The following is a 20,843-nucleotide window of genomic DNA, read 5'->3' as shown; positions in this document are numbered from 1 at the left end:
CAGCTATCCAGCTTTACGCTGGATCAGATCCCATAAGTTCCCGTAAAGATCGGCAAATACCGCCACAGTGCCGTACTCCTGCTCCACCGGCTCGCGGACAAATTCAATACCTCGCTCTGTCATCTGATTATAATCACGCCAGAAATCATCGGTATTAAGAAACAAGAATACCCGGCCCCCTGTCTGGTTACCGACACTGGCCTGCTGCTCAGGATTGGAAGCCTTGGCCAATAATAAAGATACGCCATTTGAACCCGGCGGTGCGATCAGCACCCAACGCTTGTCCTGCTCCGGCTGGTAGCTATCTTCAAGCAGTTCAAAATTAAGTTTTTTTGTATAGAAGGCTATCGCTTCATCGTAGTCATGAACGACCAGGGTTATATGGCCAATGGATTGTTTCACGCTTTTCTCCTTAATTACAGCCGCAGATGGATAACTCATATAAGATTTACCAGCATTAAAAGCCGGTAAATGGCTAATTTTATCCGAAGATCTTAGCCCGATACAGAATTAACACCGGTATTTTCCCAAAACAAAAAAAATAAATAAAAAAAATCTTTCACATGAATTGATGGCAACAACTTGTATATACAAAGGTTTTTATTTGTTCAAAAAACAATCGACGAAAACTTTGATTTCGATCGCTTGCTTCTTGGAAAAAATACTATATCATGCGCCGCAACTAAAGCGTGAAACACCTGTTTAACTGCCCTGCAGCCCAGTGTTAATGCGCTTTTAAAAATATTTCTATTCATGCTAATGATGTAGGTAAGCTAATGAAAAATGTTATTATTGTTGCACTATCCTTTCTTTTCTTTGCACACAATGCCGCTGCAAAACAACTTCAATTTGTGACGAAAAACGCCAGCAGTGAATCTCAATTATGCATGGAAGCAGCTACCGGGGTATTAAGCTTAAAAGAAATCGCCGAAATGTCGGGTATCAGCCAAAAGACGTTGGATAAGCAAATCAAATGTAACGGCCAGGATATCTCTAAGTTTGCAAGTAAATTCACCAACAAAACAGTAAAAGAAAACGCTGTTGTTACCGAAAACAACTTTGCTTTAACTGCCGGCCATGCCAACAAAGACGCGCAATTATGTGTTATTGCCGCCTCAGGTGACCTGGCTAAATTAAAGCGTGCAGTACGTGCACAAGGTATGAGCGTTAAGCGTTTTGCCCAGTTCAGCAGCTGTAACCAGCAATCGGTTGATGACTTTGTTCGTCAGTACGGCAGCGAGCAAGCCGCCAACCAGCTACAAAAATATATCTAATTACTGCTAGTTAAGCTTTCAAATAAAACAATAATAACAGCTACAGCACCTTAAATAGGAAACCGCCAGAATAGCAATATTCTGGCGGTTTTTTGTTGGTAAGCACTTTAAAAATGTCCTGGTGCAAACAGACGCCTTCATCCAAGAAAGCACATGACTTTATAACCCCAGTTCGGCGAGGAAATCATCATCCGCTTCATCTGAATCACCTCCGCCGGTATCTTCCTGCGTTTCTGCCAGTGACTCTTCCATGACTTTATCCGGGTCTATGCTGTCGGCACTTTCAAATTCATGCAGTTGAATGAATTCTGTCCTGTCCATAGCAAACTCAAGATAAAAAATATTGTGATTTTTTGTGGTAAAAGTCACCCGGCGCATTTGCGGCCTGTCCATCGCGGTATCGACGGATATCTGCACCAGTTTGCTGATCGCCATCATTTTCGGCTGACTTTGGGTGATAGAAGTTTGTAAACGCTCCCTTACCTTAAAGGTAAAGTCACCTACTATCTGGTTCATCAGCTCCCCCATGACATTGGCGACATCATCCGCCAAATGCGACTGGGAGATTTCTTCCTCCGGCATACCCATGTTGCGCATATAATCCTGATATATTTCCAGCGCCGCAATAGAGGTTAAATTAATAACCACAATGCCGTTGAAACCACCGTCAAATAATACAAAACTGCCGATATCGGGACGTAAACAAGTACAAGTTATTTTTTGTACCATAGCGGAATAGGTAATTTTATTGCCGCTGGCCTTGGATAAGACTTCGGTAACCGATTGACATAAATTAATAAGAACATCATCGGTGGTGATCGATTTATTTTTTTTCACTCCGTTGATTTCCTGCGTTTATCTAACCTCATGTAACTATAGCAGAACGGGAGCAACTCAAGGTTTAATCAACCAATATTTCCTGTTCCCCGAAGCGAAAGCCTTGTACGGAAGTCAGATCTTGCAAAAATAGATAACGGTCAGTGGCCATAACCAGCAGCTCAGCTCTATCAAAGACAACAAAAAACAAACAACAAATAAACAGAAAACAAACAATAATTCAACAAACACATTGAAACACTTTATTTCATGTGCAATATTTAACCGGCAAGTTAACTTGCACAGACCTTTAGGACAATAACTGTTGTCCAAGTATTCTGGACATATTAAGGAAGAACTATGAGAAAAAAAATAATAGTAGCACTCGCCTCTATCGGCATGGGTTTAGGACTGGCAACATCGGTTAATGCAGTGGCAGGCAACAGTTTCTGTGACATGTACCCTGATGAATGCTATTGCACATATGTACTGGAAAATTATGTTTGCACTCCCTATTAGCAACATACTCTTTATAACCAGATAGTTAGGGGGGAGTATCCCCCCTTTTTTGACAAACTCTTATCAATACAAACCCACCCCGCCTGAAGATCTACCAGCACAAACAAAACATTAAAGCTAAAAAAACAAACAAGTAACAAATAAATAACAAATCCATTGAAACATTTTGTTACCTGTGTAATATTATTTCGGCAAGTTCGCTTGCAGAGATAATTAAAATAATAACTAAAGCCCGGATTTAAGGGCAAAATTAAGGAAGATCTATGAAAAAGAAAATAGTACTGGCATTAGCCGCTATGGGTATGGGTGTTAGCCTGGCATCATTTGCTTATGTATCACCAGGTCAATGGGAACAAAGATACTGCGCAGAAAACCCACATGAATGTTACTGTGAATATCGCAGTGGTCGTAAGTACTGCTTTATTCTATAACGGATACACTTATTAACCGCCTCCCTAAAAGCCGGTAGTATAAAGGGGGAAGCTATCCCCCTTATACAGGCTAAGCCATCGCCAGCACTTCTTTTACCAGCAGGTTAATTCCCGATGCCGCTTCTACCATATTATTGGCCAGCATATATGCCGGGGTAGAAACCAGCTTGTGCTCTTTATCGATAACAATATCATCAACCGGGCAATCAAGGTGCTCTGCTCCCATTGCTGAAACAGCCGCCGCGGTTTCAGTGTCCGTGCCTATGGTCATTTTAACCCCTTTGCCATATACCAGAGGGATCATTGCCGGAGCGATACAAATATAACCCGCCGCTTTATTCGCTTTAGCAAAGGCCTGACAGGCAGTTAACACATCAGCGTGCAGCTGACACTTATCACCGTTAAAGGCAAAATCCGACAAATTCTTCGCCGCACCAAAACCGCCGGGTAAAATCAGGGCATCGAAGTCATCAACTTTCAGGGTATTAATATCCGCCACTTCACCGCGGGCGATACGCGCCGATTCCACCAGTACATTGCGGGTTTCATCCTGACTGACTTCACCGGTTAAATGGTTGATCACATGATGCTGATTAACATTAGGGGCAAAGCAAGTATATTGTGCCCCCTGTTGATTTATCGCTAACAGTGTGAGTACGGCTTCATGTATTTCACTGCCGTCGAAAACACCACAACCACTTAAGATCACTGCAATTTTTTTCATTGTTATTCCCTATATCACATATTTTGCTCTGGACGGAATTTTAGCCCAGTTAAGTACAAGTTTCATGTAAATTCATGCGCCGGTTTTACTTGGCCGCGTCGTGTATCAGCTCCCCTAAAACCGTTATCGCCTGTTCGATGCGCTCACACCACTGCACCCCGTAACTGATACGCATATAATTATGGTATTTACCCGAAGGGGAGAAGATGCTGCCGGGGGCAAAGCTTACCCCCCGGGCGATAGCCTGGCGGAAAAAATCTTCGGTATTGACATAAGAGCGGCATCTGACCCAAAGCACACTGCCCCCCTGGGGCTTGGATATACAGATATCATTGGGGAAATGGGCGGCAATCAGGGCCCGCATACGCTCACAGTTATAGCTGAGTTTTTTCCTGAGCACGGTTAAATGTCGGTCGTATTCGCCGCTCATCAGGTACTCGTTTAATGTCCATTGCTGCAGCATAGGGGTCGAGCAGGATTGCGCCCGCTTGATCCTTTTCGCCTGCTCGGCAAATTTGCCCGGCACCAACCAGCCGATGCGGTAGCCCGGGGCAGCGGTTTTCGAAAAAGAAGAGCAAGTGATCACCAGGCCCTTTTCCGAATATAACTGCGCCGGTTTCGGCCTTTGCTCGCCAAAATAGAGTTCGCTGTAGACATCATCTTCGATCAGGGGGATGTCCTGCTGCTCCAGCAAATTCACTATCGCCTGGCGGCGCTCATCCGGCATAAAAGAGCCTAAAGGGTTATTGATGGCGGTAGAAAACAAACAGGCCTTGACCGGATACTGCTTGATCACCCTGGCCAGTTCATCGGGACAAATACCCTGTTCGGTGCAGGTGTATACCTCCAGTGCTTTCATACCTAAGCTTTCGATCAGCTCGATCATGCCAAAAAAACAGGGAGACTCTATGGCGATGACATCGCCTTTTTCCGCCACACACTGCAAGGCAATGGCCAGGGCCTCCTGGGCGCCGTTGGTGATCACGATATCTTCATGATTAACATCCACGCCAAGATCCTGGTAGCGAAAGCCCAGCTGCATCCGCAACTTGGGATCGCCGTTGATCGGGCCGTAGCTGACGGCTTTTTCCGCCACTTTACTGATCACCGCACGCATTAACCTCGCCAGGGCTTTATCCGGCGGATGGCTGTTCACCGGGTTGGAAATACCCAACGCCACGGTATCGGGTAAATGAATGGCTTCATGCACCTGTTCAATCAGGCTGCGGCATTCTATTTCCACCGGATCGCAGCAGGCCCATTTCGCCCGCATCGGCATCAGTTTACGCGCCTGTTGTGCCTGCAGGTAATAACCGGACTGGGGTCTGGCACATATACTGCCCTGGCGCTCAAGTTCAACATAGGCCTGTTTCACCGTCGGCACACTGATTTCCAGCTGACTGCTGAGTTTTCGCAAACTTGGCAGCTTGTCTCCCGGGCGTAATATCCCTGACTCTTGCTGCTTTTCGATAAAGTCGATCACTTGCTGGTATAAAAATTCCGATGAGGATCTGTTCAGTAAACGCATAACTGTATAGGTTACATTTTCAATTTTCTGTATATGTTATTAAAACAAAACATCGGTAAACTGTCTATCCACCAGCAACACCTTGGCTGGAAATTGCTTAACCCGGGACAGATACCTGGCCCGCCCCGCTAAACCTAAAACAGGAGATCATGATGAATATTGTTACTGCTATCAAAAAAACCGCCGCGCTTGCCTTTGAATTGCTCATTAAAACCGCCCTGTTCAATGGTTTGGCGGCTCAAGAAACCCAGTCCCTGCAAATTACAGCGAAACCGGAGCAGCAAGCCTGCTGCTCCCCTTGTTGCTAGAAAACTGTGAGAAAAGGTGATGATAATGAATAATACAGTTTTATATATGTTAACTGTGCTGATCTGGGGTTCCACCTGGATCGCCATCAACTACCAGTTAGGGGAAGTTGCCCCGGAAGCCTCCCTGGTCTACCGCTTCGGTCTGGCAGCACTGGTACTGTTTTTGTTTTGCCGGCTAAAGAATTTATCTTTGGCTTTTAAGTTGCGCCATCATGCCCAGCTAATGATCTTTGGCCTTTGTCTGTTTGGCGTCAACTATTACTTTTTATATCTGGCCCAGCAGCATATTAACTCGGCGCTGACCTGCATCGGTTTTTCCACCATGATGATCATCAATATCCTCAACGCCAGGTTATGGTATAAAACCAAGATCACCAAACAGGTCTATTATGGTGCCGCCCTCGGCCTGTTCGGCATAATCACCCTATTCTGGCCGCAGATTAACGACATTGATATCGGCGCCGACACTTTACTGGGTCTATCCCTGTGTCTGATCGGTACTGTGTTCGCTTCCAGCGGTAATATGCTGTCGATAAAAAATCAGCAAATGAAGTTGCCGGTAATGCAAACCAATGCCTGGGGCATGGCCTACGGTACTGCGTTTATGGCGGTGCTGGCCTTAGTGCGCGGGGTTGAATTTAACTTTTCCCTGACTTTGCCTTATGTCAGTTCGCTGCTTTATTTGTCCATTTTTGGCTCGGTGATCGCCTTTGGCTGTTACCTGACCTTGCTTGGACGCATCGGCGCCCACAAGGCCTCCTATGCTACCGTGATGTTTCCCGCGGTTGCCGTTGTGATCTCAACCTTTGTTGAAGGTTTTGTCTGGGATCTGACCACAGTCACAGGTTTTATCTGCATTATGCTGGGAAATCTCGTGGTATTGTCGCCTTCCAAACAAGACGCAAAAGATAAAGCCGACAGCAAAAGCCATCAGCAGCAAATATCACCGGAGGAAATAACAGAAGAAGAAATGACACCGGCTAAAGCTTAGCCGGCAGAGGAAAAAACTTTGCAGTTAAGCTTTTAATTAACGCTTTCTGGTTCAATAATTATTTGAGTGCTCGCTGCACCACGGCATGGGATTTCCTTCCCCCCCATGCCGTTTTTTATTATTGGCTATCGCGCCAACCTAGTTTCCTATCGGTGACCCCGGCGCCATTTTGATCTCGGAAGGCATCACCACTTGCTTGCCTTTACTTAAACCAAAGTCAATTTGTTGTGCCAATAACTGATAATGGCCGGCAAGCGGTTTATCCATCCCGCCTTTCACCTTAGCATTGAGCCAGCCCTGCAACTTCAGCAGAGCGGCGTAGATATCAGCACGCACTTCAGGTACCAGCTCTTTTTTAAGCCAAAGCAGCAGCAGTTGATCGACCACCTGTTGGTTTACCCTTTGCTGCACCAGTTTAGCCAAGCCGGGTTTTACCTGTGCCCCTAAGGTACTGGCCACCAGCTGCTTTATCACAGCGCTTACCCCGGGAATATCACTATCCAATGCCGCTTGCTGTTGCAATCTGGCCAGACGCTCGGCATTTAACAGCAAACCGATGCTGTGTTTGGCGCTGGCTTGTGCAGCACTGACCGCATCAAAAGTTAATCCGGTATTGGCACTGAAGCTTTCACGGTTCCTTTTATAGCCGTAGGCTTTGGGCGGGATCAACGCCAAAATATCTTCCGGCAAAGTTAAAAAGTCGCTGCTGAGGGTGGACAACAGCGCCGTTAATGCCGCCTGTTGCTGCTTGCCGCTGATATTCGATACTCCTTTTATGGCGTCATCATCCCGGGTTTCATAGAAATAATCGACACCGGCAATGAGTTTCACCACGGCTTCAAGCTGATACCTGTGATAATTATAAATTGGCACCAAAACCTGCTCCAACTCGGAAAGCGGACGGTCATAGGCCAGAGAATTGATACCAAAATCTGCCAGGGCTTTTTTCCTGACCTTTACTACCTGGTCAAAACCGCTGACGGCATCTTTACCGTTATCCCATAAATGGCCAGCAAGCTGCCCGCCGGATACCGGCCTGGCATCGGGATCTGAGCTGTATTTCAGCCCGCGATTCTGCACTTGTTTAATCAGCTGTTGCCGCTGCTGGCTAGTTTGATCGCCATAACCATAGGCAATCACATATTTATCCCATTCGCCGATATCGGTGGCGTAAGCCTGACTTAAATCGACTTTACCCCCTTTAAGCTTGATATCCGGGTGCGGGTAATCCATCACCGAGGCCCGGTTATTGGTGCTGGCGGCAAAGTTATGGGCGATACCGAGTGTGTGGCCAACTTCATGGGCGGACAGCTGACGAATGCGGGCCAGCGCCATTTCTTTCATTTTAGTGGTATCGGCACTACGGCTTTTATAGGGAGAAGTTAACCCGGTAGCAATCAGGTAATCCTGCCTGACCCGCAACGAGCCCAAAGTCACATGCCCTTTCAGGATCTCACCGGTACGGGGGTCGATAACGCTTGAGCCATAAGACCAGCCGCGGGTCGCCCTGTGCACCCACTGGATCACGTTGTAACGTACATCCATGGGATCGGCATCTTCAGGTAAGATTTTTATCTGAAAAGCATTTTTATAACCTAAAGCGCTAAAGGCCTGATCCCACCATAAAGCGCCGTCGATTAACGCCGAGCGTACCGGCTCCGGCACCCCGGGATCCAGGTAGTAAACAATAGGCTCAACCGCTTCACTGACTTTGGCATTCGGATTTTTCTTCTTGAGGCGGTGGCGGGGGATAACCCGCTTAAGCAGAGGCTCATCTATAGCACTGGCATAATCGGCATATTCGATGGACCAATAGCCGCTATAAGGGTGAAATTCCCGGGTCTGATAATTCGTGTCTGGCAATTGGATCAAGGAGTGGTGCATATGCACGCTGACGATATTGGCATCCGGAGTCACCGAGCGCAGATAATCACCGGCTTTACTGCCTTTAAAGGTAACTATGGCTTCAAACTCGGTATTTTCTGGAAAGGCTTTGCTACGTTTTTGATATAAACCGCTGCGGCTGCCATCAATTTTAAAGCTGCCCTGCTTGCTTTTATCCAGGCTAGTTGCCAGGTTATGGATATCTGATAATAAAAACGGCGTGTAATCAATGAAAACACTGCTTTGCTGCTTTTGATCGTCCAGCTTTACCAGTTCAAACCCCCAGAGGATGGAAGTGGCGAAAGCTTCATCCACCGCCTGCCTTTCCAGGGCATTGTCAGAATCGGCGCGGTAGTAGGTATTTAGCTGGCGTAAAAACACCTTGTTGCCGGAGCGCTCAAAGCGCACCAGCCGGGTATCGCCAAGCTGACCGCGGTCCAGGCCGATATCGTTGGAACCTATGCCGTGAGGCAGGCTGCTTTGAAATAAGAACTCCTGATTGAAATCCTTTATTTCCAGGTAAACCTTGCCCTGGCTTTGGTCATGGTAAAACGAATAGAACCCCGGGTGATAGCTTTTATCCTTGATAAAATCGCTAAAGTTGGTCCCGGCATAGGCAGAGTGGATACTGCATAAAAACAGCAGTATTAAAGGTCGGAAAAAATTCATCAATTGTCCTTATTATTTGCTGAAAAACAGCACACTATTGTTATAATTGGCGAAATAGATACGTTATTAATTTTCACAAGCTAACGTATTATACATAATTCACTGACATCGTCAGAATATACAATATACACTTTAAGGCAATTAGGTAACCCTATGCAACGACTAGCGCCCGCTTTACGTCAAGATAATGTTCCGTTAGATCTTATTTCCCTGATCAAAACCGTCCTCGCCGCCACCAAAGAAATTTCATTTCGGGTGAGCCAGGCCCACTTAGGTGGCCTGATGGGATCAACTTTGGATGAAAACATCCAGGGTGAGGTACAAAAACAGCTGGACGTGGTCGCCAACCAGCTGATCAAGGATGTGTTACTCGAGTCCGGTTTTGTTAAAGCCATCTCTTCAGAGGAAGAAGATACCTCGGTGCCCGGCGATGAAAACGGTCACTTTATTGTCTCTTTCGACCCGCTCGACGGCAGCTCTAATATCGACATCAACTCCCTGATCGGCACGATTTTCTCTATCCATGAAGCCCCGAAAGACATGGCCGCCGATGATCCGGATATATTCAAACAAGCAGGCAACAAGCAGGTCTGTGCCGGTTATGTGCTTTACGGCCCGTCAACCATGCTGGTAATGACCACAGGCAGCGGCACCCATTTTTATGTGCTTGACCGTACCCACGGCGGTTATTTGCTGGTTGAACGCAATGTACAAATACCGGAAGAAACCCAGGAATTTGCCATTAATATGTCCAACCAGAGGTTCTGGCAGGCACCGATGCAGGATTATATTGCTGATCTGCTCAAGGGCGATCAGGGCCCGCGTGGTAAAAACTTTAATATGCGCTGGATTGCCGCTATGGTCGGCGACGTCCACCGGGTATTAACCCGCGGCGGCATCTTTACCTACCCTGCCGATAACCGTAACGCCGAAAAACCCTATAAGTTACGCCTGATGTATGAAGCCAACCCGATGAGCTTTTTGATTGAACAGGCCGGCGGTTTAAGCATGACCAGTGAAGGCCGCATTATGGATATCGAGCCCACCAGCATACACCAGCGGGTAGAAGTGATTTTAGGCTCGAAAAAAGAAGTTGAAGCCTGCCTGGGCTATTACAAATAGCGATAACCAGACATTTCTATTATTTAGCCCGGTGTTAGCTAACAGCTGACATCCGGGCATATTTCCTATTCCCTCCCCTTGGTTCAGCGTTGCAGATAAAATAGCCAATTTATTTCATTCCTACTATGGCATGGCAGTTATTTTTTGCTAGAATGTGCGCCAATTAAAGGAGAGCTCTGTTTTATGCCAGATTATGTAGTGGGACATAAGATCCCTGATTCTGATTCAATTTGTTCTGCGATAGCTTTATCGTACCTGCAAACCACCTTAGGTAAAGAAACCGTGCCGGCACGTTTAGGCGAGCTGTCACCTGAAACTAACTTTATCCTGGATAAATTTGGTTTTGAAGCTCCTATGCTGAAAACCAGCTATGCCGGAGAAAGCCTGTACATTGTTGATCACTCCGATCGCGTTCAGGGCCCGGATGATATCGATGACGCTACCATTTTAGGCATTATCGATCACCATAAACTCGGCGATATCACCACTTCTACCCCGTTAGAGTGCTGGATCCGCCCGGTAGGCTGTACCAATACCATTATCAAGATGATGTATGATTTCCACGGTGTAGAAATCCCGAAAAACATCGCCGGCGCCATGATGTGTGCCATTTTAAGCGATACCGTGATTTTTAAATCACCGACCTGCACCACAGCCGATATCAAATGTGTTGAAGCCCTGGCAGAAATCGCCGGTATCGAAGACTACAAAGCACTTGGCATGGAAATGTTTAAAGTGAAATCGGCCGTTGACGGTACCCCGGTACGCGACCTGGTATTACGCGACTTTAAAGATTTCAATATGAACGGCAACCTGGTAGGCATAGGCCAGCTGGAAGTCATCGACCTGAGTGTTTTTGACGAAATGAAAGCCGAGCTTGAAGCGGATATCGCGGCATTAAAAGCCGAAGGCGAGCGCCACAGCGTTATTTTACTGCTGACCGACATCATGAAAGAAGGCTCAGAACTTCTCGTGGTCAGCGATGATGAGACGTTAACCGAGCGTGCTTACGGCAAAGCCACGATAGACGGTAAAGTCTGGATTGACGGCTTCTTAAGCCGTAAAAAGCAGGTCGTTCCGCCGCTACAGGAAACTTTCGCTTAATCAAAACCTTGATTAACAAGTAGCTGAACAACACCCTGCTTATTATAATTGCCCGGCCTAAGTGTCGGGCTTTTTATTTGCTTAAATAATCAGTCTTTAATTTACAACCAACTCGCCAGTTTAATACCAGTCAAGGGTATTAGAGTTTGCCTTAACTGCCCAGGATTCTCGGCATATCACGGTAAAAATGTAGTTCAATATTGGCACTCTTTCCCTGAGTCAGTCCCAGAAACTCCGGGAGATAGTTCTTCATTACAAAATAATTAAATATTTTAAACACCTCCCAATACGAAGCGGTAAGTCATCCCAGGCATAATTGTTGTAGATCTGTTTGCTAATACTTTGGCATAAGCATTGCTAACAAGAATAAAACAATAAATTTACCCCATAACAACAAGAAGGATAAGTTATGCGCTTATTTAAAAACATTGCCCTTGTCACCACATTAGCATTAACCTCTTTAACGGCCCATGCAGGTATTATCACTTCTGACTGGCAAACAGCAGGAGATAACAAAGTTTCTATTGATACATCCACAGGACTGGAATGGTTAAAAATTACCGAAACCCGAAGCTATACTTTCGATTCAATACAAGGAGAGTTAGGACAAGGCGGGATTTTTGAAGGATGGCGCTTGCCAACGGAGCAAGAAATAACCAACCTTTGGAGAAGCTTTTTCCCCGACGCTCCTTCCACCTATTACCACTATACCGATATGGATACCATAGACGGGGTTGGCTCGGCTGCCGCATTGGCCTGGACCGACGCCCTGGGATATGGTTATTGGGGGACAACCGGGTTCCGCTATTCCTACGGATTATTTTTAGATGATAACAACCAATCTAAGGCATACGGCTTTATCATCAATAACAATGCCTATGGCCATATGACACCCGGCCTGGCGCAAGGCAGCCATAACTACAACGGACTCTTTTTGGTCGCCGGGGATAGCCAGCCAAGTTCGGTACCAGTGCCCGGCAGCGCCATATTAATGTTACTGGGTTTATCCGGATTGGCTTTCGCCCGCAAACGCAAGGCTAAGTAAGATTTACAACGCAAGACCTGGACTCCCGGTAATAAAAATCAACTGAGCCGATAAATCTTTGCTGCAAGGAAGCAGCCCTTTAACTGCCCTGCCATTTTCCTCTCCATACCGACAGATTATTTTTCCGTTGCACTTTCACCCACGACTGCCGACCGAGACAATCACTTGTCATTAACTTTCCTAGTTTCTCACCTGAACGGCAATCTTTAACCACTTAACCGGCAAAGCTCTTAGGAAATGTGGCATAAACTTGCCGATACCGGCATTTGCATAAATTCTTTTTCCGACTCAAAAAAAAGCCCGGCGGTGCCGGGCTTTAACATGGTTATTTCCGGAAAGTTAAACCCGTTCGAATACCGTAGCAATACCCTGACCTAAGCCGATACACATAGTGGCTAAGCCGATATTGACATCTTGACCTTCCATCAGGTTAATCAAGGTACCCGAGATACGTGAACCGGAACAACCTAACGGGTGACCAAGGGCGATGGCGCCCCCGTTTAAGTTGATCATATCATCCATCTTGCTCTCCAGATCCAGTGCTCTGACACAAGATAAAGCCTGGGCAGCAAAAGCTTCGTTAAACTCGGCTAACTCGATATCATCAATAGTCAAACCGGCACGTTTCAAGGCTTTTTTAGTCGCTGGAACCGGGCCGTAACCCATAGTAGAAGGATCGCAACCGGCTACGCCCATACCGCGGATTTTAACGCGGGCAGTTAAACCTAACTCTTTCGCTTTATCTGCCGACATTACCAGCATGGCAGATGCGCCGTCAGATAAGGCTGATGAAGTACCCGCAGTCACGGTACCGTTTACCGGGTCAAAGACCGGACGCAGGCCGGATAAGGTATCTACCGTGGTTTCCGGGCGGATAACTTCATCGTGCTCAACCATGATCAGGGCACCGTTTTCATCATGTCCTAAGGTAGGCACAATTTCATTGTCCCAACGGCCGGCCAGTGTGGCTTCATGGGCACGCTGATGAGAGCGGGCACCGAAGGCATCCTGCATTTCACGGCTGATGCCGTGCTGACGGCCAAGCAATTCGGCGGTTAAACCCATGTTGCCGGAGGCGCGGGAAATATACTTGCTCAGTGCCGGATCAAAATCGACATCATACATCATAGGCACATGACCCATGTGCTCAACACCACCGATCAGGAAGACATCGCCCTGTCCGGACATAATGCTGGTGCTGGCATCGTGCAGCGCCTGCATCGAAGAACCACATAAACGGTTCACCGTTACGCCGCCAATGCTTTTTGGCAGGCCGGCAAGTAAAGAGGCATTACGGGCAATATTAAAACCCTGCTCTTTAGTTTGCTTAACACAACCCCAGATCACGTCTTCAATCTCGGCGGGATCCAATGCCGGGTTGCGTTTTAGAATTTGCTCCATCAGATGTGCAGATAGAGCTTCTGCACGCATATTACGAAATACACCGGCCTTGGAACGTCCCATAGGAGTCCGTATGCAATCGACAATTACGACTTCTTTCATCATATTCTCCTGGGATTAAGCTTTTTTAACGTCAGTGGAAAAGTAAGATTGACCTGATTTGGCCATTTCACGCAGGCCATCGGTTACCTGATAAATTTCACCTAAGTGGGCATATTTATCCGCCATGGCAATGAAGTTATCCAGACCAAGCGTTTCCAGGTAACGGATAGGACCGCCCCTGAACGGAGGGAAACCTAAACCGTATAATAAGCCCATATCGGCTTCGGCAGCGCTGGCAACCACACCTTCTTCCAAGCAGCGAACTACTTCATTGACCAGAGGGATCATCAACCGGGCGATAATTTCATCGGCGGCAAAGTCTTTTTTATCGCCGCAGCTTGCAGCAAATAACTCAAAGGCAGTCTCAGCCGGTACTTTGGTCGGCTTACCGCGCTTGTCTGTGCCATAGTCATAGAAACCTTTACCGTTTTTCTGACCGTATCTTTCGTTGCTATATAAAGTGCTGACCGGATCATTTTCCAATTTAGCCATACGGGTCGGGAAGCCGGCAGACATAACACCGGTACAGTGATCGGCAGTATCGATACCGACAACGTCAAGCAGGTAAGCAGGACCCATAGGCCAGCCAAATTGCTTCTCCATGACCTTATCAACCGCAGTAAAATCAGCACCTTCCAGTACTAAGTGGCTGAAACCGGCAAAATACGGGAATAATACCCGGTTAACATAGAAACCAGGACAGTCGTTAACGACGATAGGTGATTTACCCATTTTCGCTGCATAGGCAACCACGGCCGCCACGGTTTCATCTGAAGTGTCTTTACCGCGGATAACTTCAACCAATGGCATTTTATGCACAGGGTTAAAGAAATGCATACCACAGAAATTTTCCGGACGTTTAAGATCTTTAGCCAGCAAATCAATGGAGATGGTAGAGGTATTAGAAGTCACGATGGCATCATCAGCCACAATATCTTCAACTTCCGCCAGTACCGCGGTTTTCACTTTTGGATTCTCGACCACGGCTTCAACAACCACATCAACATCTTTAACGCTGTCATAACTTAAGCTCGGGGTGATGTTGTTGAGTACTTTAGCCATTTTCTTGGCATCCATACGACCGCGTTCTACTTGCTTGGTTAAAATACCAGCGGCCGTGGTTAAGCCAAGGTCAAGCGCCTGGTCATTGATGTCTTTCATGATAATAGGCGTGCCCTTATAGGCCGACTGGTAGGCGATACCGCCGCCCATGATACCTGCACCTAATACCGCCGCTTTATTCACGGCCTTTTTCGCCTGCTTGCCGGCTTTTTTCGCTTTACCTTTAATGACCTGATCCGCCATAAAGATACCAATTTGCGCCGTGGCCGCTTCGGTTTTCGCCAGCTTGGCAAAACCGGCATTTTCCATCGCCATGGCACCGGCGCGATCTAAACCTGCCGCCGCTTCAATAGTGTTTACGGTAACCATAGGCGCCGGGTAATGCTTACCCGCTTTCGCCGCAATCATGCCTTTACAGGTATTAAAGGTCATCATATGTTCGATTTTGCTAAGCTTTAACGGCTCAAGTTTTGGTTGACGCTTGGCGCGCCAGTCCAGCTTGCCGTCGATAGCGGCTTTAAGCATGCTAAGAGCAGCATCACGCAAGGCTTCCGGTTTTACAACCGCATCTAAAACACCTACCGCTAATGCTTGTTCGGCCTTATGAGCCTTGCCGGTAGACATCCACTCAACGGCATTGTCGGCGCCGATAAGGCGAGGTAAACGTACCGTGCCGCCAAAGCCCGGCATCAGGCCTAATTTCACTTCTGGAAGACCTATGCTGACCGTAGTATCGGCAACCCGGTAATCACAGGCCAAGGTCATTTCACAACCGCCGCCCAGGGCAAAGCCATTGATGGCAGCGATAGTAGGTAATTGAATATCTTCAAACGAATCGAAAACATCAGAAGCAGCTTTGACCCAAGGGACCAGCTGATCTTCCGGTTGTTTAAAGGTTTCTAAAAATTCCGTGATGTCGGCACCGACGATAAATGCCGGCTTGCCAGAGGTAACCATAACGCCCTTGGCGTCTGCACAGTTATTAATGGCGTCTACTGCAGCCCTGAAATCTTCAAATGTTGCCTGATCAAATTTATTAACCGATCCCTGCGCATCGTATTTAAGTTCAACGATGCCATCGTCTAATAATTGGGCAGAAAGGCTGTTGCCTTGAAATATCATGCCTATACTCCTTCACCATTTCCTGGTGTCGATTATTGATGATTTACTGATAAATAATTAGTTTAAAATATTAGCTGTCTGAGTGTGCCCTGAAAAAAAGCTGAAAGCAAATACTTTTAAACAAGTGTTTAAATTGAATGTATCAATCTTGATTTATACGACTGTCAGCATCATATAAATATCCTGCCTGACAAATGTTTTTAATTCATTTACTCCTTCCCGCACAATAATCCACTTTTAAAACTAAAGAATAAAGAAGGCAACTAACGGATATCATTTCAAATGAATAGACGTTTTTAAACCGTTGAGATCATAGCTAAGTTGAAAATAACCTTGTTGAGGGCATTAAAGAGCTAATTGCTTTTATTTTATGCTTACCCCAAAAGAAGCAGATAACCTTCAAGCTCCCGTCACCTGAACAAAATAAAAGCTGAACAAACGACTTGAACTTCACTACCGGCAATTTAATTTTATTCCCGCACTCACAAACCCTATAAAAAGGAAAAAGCGCACCAGGCGCTTTTACTGAGTCTTCATAAAGCATCAGCCCGGTTAACAAACCCCTGTAGGGCCACACCATTGATTTACGGTCAAACAGGCTTTATAAGTAGGAAGACAGGTATCCGTCGCATAATCTCCCCCACCACCAACTCTCGGTGTCATATCTGCCGGCAATATTTTTTTGTCTTGTGAAAGCTTTTTTAGATGTGTCTTTTTTAATTTTATTTTCATGGCTCTTCCTTAACTGAAAATGATTGGGTGTTTTTTGTACAACCTTAGATACTACAGAAAAAAACCAATAAAGAAAGGGTGTGAAACGATAAATAAAATAGACATTATCTAGTGTTAAATTAAATGCCTCTTCAACCAGACTTATTCTGTCAAGGCTTTAAGGTGTTGCACCACAGAGCGAGATAAGGCTTGAAGCTGATAGCCGCCTTCAAGCAAAGAGACAACACGCCCTCCGGCACCTCCCGTGGCAAGATCTGTGATTAACTGACTGATGTATAAAAAATCTCCGTCATGCAAATTAAGGCCTCCCAGGGGATCATCACGGTGGGCATCAAAGCCCGCGGAAATAAAAATCATTTCCGGCTGGTGCTGACGTAGCGCCTGAGTCCAGTCCGGCTCTACCGCCTTGCGAAAATCCTCACCGTCACTCCCGGCACTTAAGGGAGTCAGACAAATATTAGGGCGGATTACATCATCAAAACGCCCCGGATAAAACGGATACTGAAAACTGGAGCACACCAGCACCTCGGGACGGTCCTGAAATATTTCCACCGTACCGTTACCGTGATGAACATCAAAATCTAAAATAGCGACCCGTGACATACCCGATGCCAATGCCCGCTCAGCCGCCAGGGCAACACTGTTAAACAAACAAAAGCCCATGGCAATTGCCGACTCGGCATGGTGTCCCGGCGGACGCACCGCACAAAAGGCATTTTTGGCCCGCCCCGCGATCACTTCATCTGTAGCATGCAAGGCCGCTCCTACCGCATAGAGCGCTGCGTCCAGGCTATAGGGATTTAACCGGGTATCGCCGTCAATGTCAGCAAAGCCGTGTTGCGGCACAAGCTCCATCAGGGCTTGGATATGGTGTTTGGGATGGATGTTACTGAGGCAATTTAAATCAATTTTCGGAGCATCGACAAAAGTCAGTTTGCCCTGCCAGTCGGTTGCCCGCACCAGCTGGTCAATGGCCTGCAAGCGCAGTGGCGACTCGGGATGTCCTTGCCCCATATCATGACGCTGGCAAGTTTTATGACTCAAAAATAAAGTCGTTGGCATCGGCATAATATTCCCTCTTAATCATTTGATCACGGATTAAATAATCAAGTGATGTTATAGACGAGAGCTTCTGAATTAAGCAATATATCCATTAACTTTAGCCGCAAAAACTCTGCCTGCTAAAGTTAATGAATTGTCAGCGTCTCATTGCCTGACGCTTTTTAAATGCTTCGGGTAGCGCTTGTGCCCGATATCAATTAGGCTTGAGGAGGTGCGGGAATAATATTTTTCGCATGGAAGCCCGTGGGTGTTTCTTCGACATTAAAGGTCACGGATTGCCCCGCCTTTAAGGTTAAATACCCTTCCATCTGAATAGATGAATAATGTGCAAAAATATCACCGGCTAAGCTTTCAGTATTAATAAAACCAAATCCTTTAGTATTATTAAACCATTTTACAATGCCTTGAAGATTTTCTACTGCCATTTTTAAATTCCTTTTAAATAAACCAACGGCCAACTATAGATAAAACCAGGTTTCACCTGCTTGTTCTGCCGTTAACTATTAAGTTAATGCTATTAAAACAAATAAGTTGCTCTTTAATTTTTATTTTTGACAGGATAAAAACTGAAAACACCGAGTAAAGACTCTGTTAAACAGTGCTTTACCGGATATATTACAGAAAGAGGAATTGCCGCTAAGGTAACAATGATGGTCGTACTTTGAAGACACTACTAAATTACAACTAAGCCAGTCGATTTCCATTCATCCATGGTCAAATTTAAACCAAGGGAATGGCGGAGCGCATAAAAACATTCCATTTACATTTATTCATTCCCTTTAACAGACATTTTACTATTAAACCGGGAGCGAAAGCCATACTCAAATGACAGGAATTTCAACAAGCACAGGGATTAGATTGCAACAAAGGTTTACCGCGTGACGGGAAAGCAACCTGATTAAGCACCTTGCCTGGCTTTGAATCGCTTTCCCGGTGGCAAATAACCGCTTTTCTCACCCCTTAGTTGTGTCTTCAAAGCGTTTCACGCTGGCTAATATTTCTGCCCTGGCGGCAGCAGCATTACCCCAGCCGGAAATTTTAACCCACTTGCCCGGTTCAAGATCTTTGTAACGTTCAAAAAAATGACTGATTTGGTTGAGCAGCAACGGCGGCAGCTCACTCGCCTCGGTAATATTGCTGTATATCGGGGTTAATTTATCCAGCGGTAATGCCAGCACCTTGGCATCCTGACCGGCTTCATCCGACATATTCAGCACCCCCACCGGGCGACAGCGGATCACCGCGCCGGGGATCAAAGGAAAAGGAGTCGGCACCAGTACATCTACCGGGTCGCCATCCTCTGAAAGCGTATGGTTGATATAGCCATAATTACAGGGATAAAACATACAGCTCGACATAAAACGGTCAACAAAAATTGCCCCGGTATCCTTATCTACCTCATATTTTATCGGTGAAGCACAAGCGGGGATTTCAATGATCACATTAATATCTTCCGGAATACTTTTACCTGCCGGTACCTGATTTAAACTCATAGCTACTCCCGGTTTTACTGAGAAAATAACGGTAACTATTATTACTCTAGTCGTTATTTCAGCAGCAATCGGTAATTTTTTGTCTGAATTTCCCACCATTAATGTTATAACCGGCGAATTCACGTACAATTCCCCAGCCAATACTCAAGTACAGTCAACAAGGAAACCTTTTCGATGAAACTCGTCAGCAGATTTAACCAGCCTGAACATTTACTCCTGGCAATGGCGTTTATTATGCCGCTGGTCTTTTCTGTGTGGATGGTATTGCTCAATAACTTTGTCGTGGAAAAAGCAGCCTTTACCGGTACCGAGATAGGCATATTGCAGAGCCTGCGGGAAATCCCCGGTTTTCTTGCTTTTACCGTGGTCTATGTACTGCTTTTTATCAAAGAGCAACGCCTGGCAATCGCCGCCCTGGCCCTGACCAGCTTAGGGGTAGCGCTGACAGGTTACTTTCCTTATGCCGCCGGGTTGTATTTCACTACGGTATTGATGTCTGTTGGTTTTCACTATTTTGAAACCGTCAATCAATCATTGACTTTACAGTGGATCAAAAAAGAGAAAACAGCGCATTTTATGGGGAAAATGTTATCGGCTAAATCCGCCGCCTCCTTAATGGCCTTTAGCGGCGTATGGCTGCTGATGGAGCATTTCACCTGGTCCTATCAAGCCACCTATTTATTATTCGGCGCGCTGGCGCTGGTTTTTACCTGCTTTATCGCCCTGTCTTTTAAACAATTTACACCCCATACCGAGCAAAGCAAAAAACTCGTTTTAAGAAAACGTTACTGGCTGTTCTACGCCTTAACTTTTTTCAGCGGCGCCCGCAGACAGATTTTTGTGGTATTTGCCGGCTTTTTAATGGTTGAGAAATTTCATTACAGCGTTGCTGAAATCAGCAGCTTGTTCCTGATCAACTATGTCTTTAACTGGCTCTTTGCCGCCAAGATAGGAAAACTTATCGGCAAGCTCGGAGAGCGCAAAATACTCAAATTTGAATATATAGGTTTGATCGTCGTTTTTATTGCCTATGGCCTGGTAGACAATGCCACGGTTGCTGCGGTGCTTTACGTGGTCGACCATTTATTTTTTGCCCTGGCCATCGCCATCAAGACTTATTTTCAGAAAATCGCCGCTCCCGAAGACATAGCTTCCACTGCCGGCGTCAGCTTCTCCATTAACCACATTGCCGCCGTCGTTATTCCGGCCTTGCTGGGCATGTTATGGGTGATCAACAGCTCCTGGGTATTTTATATCGGGGCCGGGTTTGCTGCTTGCTCTTTACTGTTATCTTTATTGATCCCTGTAGCACCTAAATCAGGTATTGAGCTACGTTATCAGGAAAAGCGGCTGGCAATCAGATAATTCAGCGTACAAAGCAACAAACACTACCACTTAGCTGCTCAGCGGCTAAGTGGTGCAATAAGGTTTTATTTATTAAAAGAATAGACAGA

The 20,843-nt window shown here is 46.2% G+C and carries 19 protein-coding genes; 8 read left to right on the top strand and 11 right to left on the bottom strand.

Annotated elements, in window-relative coordinates:
* Positions 1-3: 3 nt before the first annotated feature.
* Complete coding sequence (locus tag QL234_RS19725; RefSeq protein ID WP_281559495.1) at positions 4-402, bottom strand: VOC family protein; 399 nt, start codon at positions 400-402, stop codon at positions 4-6.
* Positions 403-776: 374 nt separating this feature from the next.
* Here QL234_RS19725 and QL234_RS19720 point away from each other — a divergent pair, with 374 nt between their 5' ends.
* A complete protein-coding gene (locus QL234_RS19720; RefSeq protein WP_281559494.1) occupies positions 777-1,274 on the top strand; it encodes a DUF3718 domain-containing protein in 498 nt (165 codons plus the stop codon).
* Between the two features lie 159 nt (positions 1,275-1,433).
* Here the strand turns inward: QL234_RS19720 and QL234_RS19715 are convergent, their stop codons facing one another.
* Positions 1,434-2,111, bottom strand: a complete 678-nt coding sequence (locus tag QL234_RS19715; protein ID WP_281559493.1) for a DUF3334 family protein — start codon at positions 2,109-2,111, stop codon at positions 1,434-1,436.
* 761 nt (positions 2,112-2,872) lie between these two features.
* Between QL234_RS19715 and QL234_RS19710 the strand changes: the two genes are divergently transcribed.
* Entirely contained in the window at positions 2,873-3,040 is a 168-nt protein-coding gene (locus QL234_RS19710) for a hypothetical protein (protein ID WP_160298236.1), read from the top strand.
* Between the two features lie 70 nt (positions 3,041-3,110).
* Here QL234_RS19710 and elbB read toward each other — a convergent pair whose 3' ends face one another.
* A complete protein-coding gene (elbB, locus tag QL234_RS19705) occupies positions 3,111-3,764 on the bottom strand; it encodes an isoprenoid biosynthesis glyoxalase ElbB (protein WP_281559492.1) in 654 nt (217 codons plus the stop codon).
* 85 nt (positions 3,765-3,849) lie between these two features.
* A complete protein-coding gene (locus tag QL234_RS19700; RefSeq protein WP_281559491.1) occupies positions 3,850-5,292 on the bottom strand; it encodes a PLP-dependent aminotransferase family protein in 1,443 nt (480 codons plus the stop codon).
* Positions 5,293-5,441: 149 nt separating this feature from the next.
* Here QL234_RS19700 and QL234_RS19695 point away from each other — a divergent pair, with 149 nt between their 5' ends.
* Together QL234_RS19695 and QL234_RS19690 are read left to right on the top strand one after the other, a co-directional pair.
* Positions 5,442-5,600 (top strand): hypothetical protein, encoded by a 159-nt coding sequence (locus QL234_RS19695; RefSeq protein ID WP_281559490.1) that lies wholly within the window; start codon positions 5,442-5,444, stop codon positions 5,598-5,600.
* Positions 5,601-5,625: 25 nt separating this feature from the next.
* Positions 5,626-6,591 (top strand): DMT family transporter, encoded by a 966-nt coding sequence (locus tag QL234_RS19690; protein WP_281559489.1) that lies wholly within the window; start codon positions 5,626-5,628, stop codon positions 6,589-6,591.
* A 138-nt stretch (positions 6,592-6,729) separates the two neighbouring features.
* Here QL234_RS19690 and QL234_RS19685 read toward each other — a convergent pair whose 3' ends face one another.
* Positions 6,730-9,144, bottom strand: a complete 2,415-nt coding sequence (locus QL234_RS19685) for a zinc-dependent metalloprotease (protein WP_281559488.1) — start codon at positions 9,142-9,144, stop codon at positions 6,730-6,732.
* A gap of 153 nt (positions 9,145-9,297) precedes the next feature.
* On the opposite strand from QL234_RS19685, the gene QL234_RS19680 reads away from it, so the two are divergent.
* The 3 genes from QL234_RS19680 (at position 9,298) to QL234_RS19670 (ending at position 12,415) form a co-directional block, all read left to right on the top strand.
* Positions 9,298-10,266 (top strand): class 1 fructose-bisphosphatase, encoded by a 969-nt coding sequence (locus QL234_RS19680; RefSeq protein WP_281559487.1) that lies wholly within the window; start codon positions 9,298-9,300, stop codon positions 10,264-10,266.
* Positions 10,267-10,449: 183 nt separating this feature from the next.
* The gene (locus QL234_RS19675; RefSeq protein WP_281559486.1) at positions 10,450-11,370 is read left to right on the top strand and encodes a manganese-dependent inorganic pyrophosphatase; all 921 of its coding nucleotides are present in this window, start codon (positions 10,450-10,452) and stop codon (positions 11,368-11,370) included.
* A 409-nt stretch (positions 11,371-11,779) separates the two neighbouring features.
* The gene (locus QL234_RS19670) at positions 11,780-12,415 is read left to right on the top strand and encodes a PEP-CTERM sorting domain-containing protein (RefSeq protein ID WP_281559485.1); all 636 of its coding nucleotides are present in this window, start codon (positions 11,780-11,782) and stop codon (positions 12,413-12,415) included.
* Between the two features lie 339 nt (positions 12,416-12,754).
* Here the strand turns inward: QL234_RS19670 and fadA are convergent, their stop codons facing one another.
* The 6 genes from fadA to ppa form a co-directional block, all read right to left on the bottom strand.
* Positions 12,755-13,918 carry an acetyl-CoA C-acyltransferase FadA gene (fadA, locus tag QL234_RS19665; protein WP_281559672.1) on the bottom strand — a complete coding sequence of 388 codons (1,164 nt, stop codon included), beginning with the start codon at positions 13,916-13,918 and terminating at the stop codon, positions 12,755-12,757.
* A gap of 15 nt (positions 13,919-13,933) precedes the next feature.
* On the bottom strand, positions 13,934-16,102 hold the full coding sequence (gene fadB / locus QL234_RS19660) for a fatty acid oxidation complex subunit alpha FadB (protein ID WP_281559484.1): 2,169 nt from the start codon (positions 16,100-16,102) through the stop codon (positions 13,934-13,936).
* Positions 16,103-16,654: 552 nt separating this feature from the next.
* On the bottom strand, positions 16,655-16,834 hold the full coding sequence (locus QL234_RS19655; RefSeq protein ID WP_281559483.1) for a hypothetical protein: 180 nt from the start codon (positions 16,832-16,834) through the stop codon (positions 16,655-16,657).
* A 141-nt stretch (positions 16,835-16,975) separates the two neighbouring features.
* Positions 16,976-17,896, bottom strand: a complete 921-nt coding sequence (locus tag QL234_RS19650) for a histone deacetylase family protein (protein WP_281559482.1) — start codon at positions 17,894-17,896, stop codon at positions 16,976-16,978.
* A gap of 197 nt (positions 17,897-18,093) precedes the next feature.
* On the bottom strand, positions 18,094-18,321 hold the full coding sequence (locus QL234_RS19645; RefSeq protein ID WP_281559481.1) for a cold shock domain-containing protein: 228 nt from the start codon (positions 18,319-18,321) through the stop codon (positions 18,094-18,096).
* Positions 18,322-18,849: 528 nt separating this feature from the next.
* Positions 18,850-19,389, bottom strand: coding sequence for an inorganic diphosphatase (gene ppa, locus QL234_RS19640; RefSeq protein ID WP_281559480.1), 540 nt, complete (start codon positions 19,387-19,389; stop codon positions 18,850-18,852).
* 174 nt (positions 19,390-19,563) lie between these two features.
* On the opposite strand from ppa, the gene QL234_RS19635 reads away from it, so the two are divergent.
* Positions 19,564-20,754, top strand: a complete 1,191-nt coding sequence (locus tag QL234_RS19635) for an MFS transporter (RefSeq protein WP_281559479.1) — start codon at positions 19,564-19,566, stop codon at positions 20,752-20,754.
* Positions 20,755-20,843 lie beyond the last annotated feature (89 nt).

Origin of the sequence: Thalassomonas sp. RHCl1 (assembly GCF_947387555.1) — a bacterium.
In the GTDB taxonomy this organism is placed as follows: Bacteria; Pseudomonadota; Gammaproteobacteria; order Enterobacterales; family Alteromonadaceae; genus Thalassomonas.
Note: the sequence above shows the minus strand (reverse complement) of the source record. Positions and strands in the feature narration are given on the sequence as shown.

What these genes read in the sequence shown, in the direction of transcription:
- ppa (WP_281559480.1), bottom strand. Translation starts at nt 19,389, where the DNA reads ATGAGTTTAAATCAGGTACCGGCAGGTAAAAGTATTCCGGAAGATATT.
- fadA (WP_281559672.1), bottom strand. Translation starts at nt 13,918, where the DNA reads ATGAAAGAAGTCGTAATTGTCGATTGCATACGGACTCCTATGGGACGT.
- QL234_RS19635 (WP_281559479.1), top strand. Translation starts at nt 19,564, where the DNA reads ATGAAACTCGTCAGCAGATTTAACCAGCCTGAACATTTACTCCTGGCA.
- QL234_RS19675 (WP_281559486.1), top strand. Translation starts at nt 10,450, where the DNA reads ATGCCAGATTATGTAGTGGGACATAAGATCCCTGATTCTGATTCAATT.
- QL234_RS19695 (WP_281559490.1), top strand. Translation starts at nt 5,442, where the DNA reads ATGATGAATATTGTTACTGCTATCAAAAAAACCGCCGCGCTTGCCTTT.
- QL234_RS19710 (WP_160298236.1), top strand. Translation starts at nt 2,873, where the DNA reads ATGAAAAAGAAAATAGTACTGGCATTAGCCGCTATGGGTATGGGTGTT.
- QL234_RS19685 (WP_281559488.1), bottom strand. Translation starts at nt 9,144, where the DNA reads ATGAATTTTTTCCGACCTTTAATACTGCTGTTTTTATGCAGTATCCAC.
- QL234_RS19645 (WP_281559481.1), bottom strand. Translation starts at nt 18,321, where the DNA reads ATGGCAGTAGAAAATCTTCAAGGCATTGTAAAATGGTTTAATAATACT.
- QL234_RS19670 (WP_281559485.1), top strand. Translation starts at nt 11,780, where the DNA reads ATGCGCTTATTTAAAAACATTGCCCTTGTCACCACATTAGCATTAACC.
- QL234_RS19655 (WP_281559483.1), bottom strand. Translation starts at nt 16,834, where the DNA reads ATGAAAATAAAATTAAAAAAGACACATCTAAAAAAGCTTTCACAAGAC.
- fadB (WP_281559484.1), bottom strand. Translation starts at nt 16,102, where the DNA reads ATGATATTTCAAGGCAACAGCCTTTCTGCCCAATTATTAGACGATGGC.
- QL234_RS19690 (WP_281559489.1), top strand. Translation starts at nt 5,626, where the DNA reads ATGAATAATACAGTTTTATATATGTTAACTGTGCTGATCTGGGGTTCC.
- elbB (WP_281559492.1), bottom strand. Translation starts at nt 3,764, where the DNA reads ATGAAAAAAATTGCAGTGATCTTAAGTGGTTGTGGTGTTTTCGACGGC.
- QL234_RS19680 (WP_281559487.1), top strand. Translation starts at nt 9,298, where the DNA reads ATGCAACGACTAGCGCCCGCTTTACGTCAAGATAATGTTCCGTTAGAT.
- QL234_RS19700 (WP_281559491.1), bottom strand. Translation starts at nt 5,292, where the DNA reads ATGCGTTTACTGAACAGATCCTCATCGGAATTTTTATACCAGCAAGTG.
- QL234_RS19720 (WP_281559494.1), top strand. Translation starts at nt 777, where the DNA reads ATGAAAAATGTTATTATTGTTGCACTATCCTTTCTTTTCTTTGCACAC.
- QL234_RS19650 (WP_281559482.1), bottom strand. Translation starts at nt 17,896, where the DNA reads ATGCCAACGACTTTATTTTTGAGTCATAAAACTTGCCAGCGTCATGAT.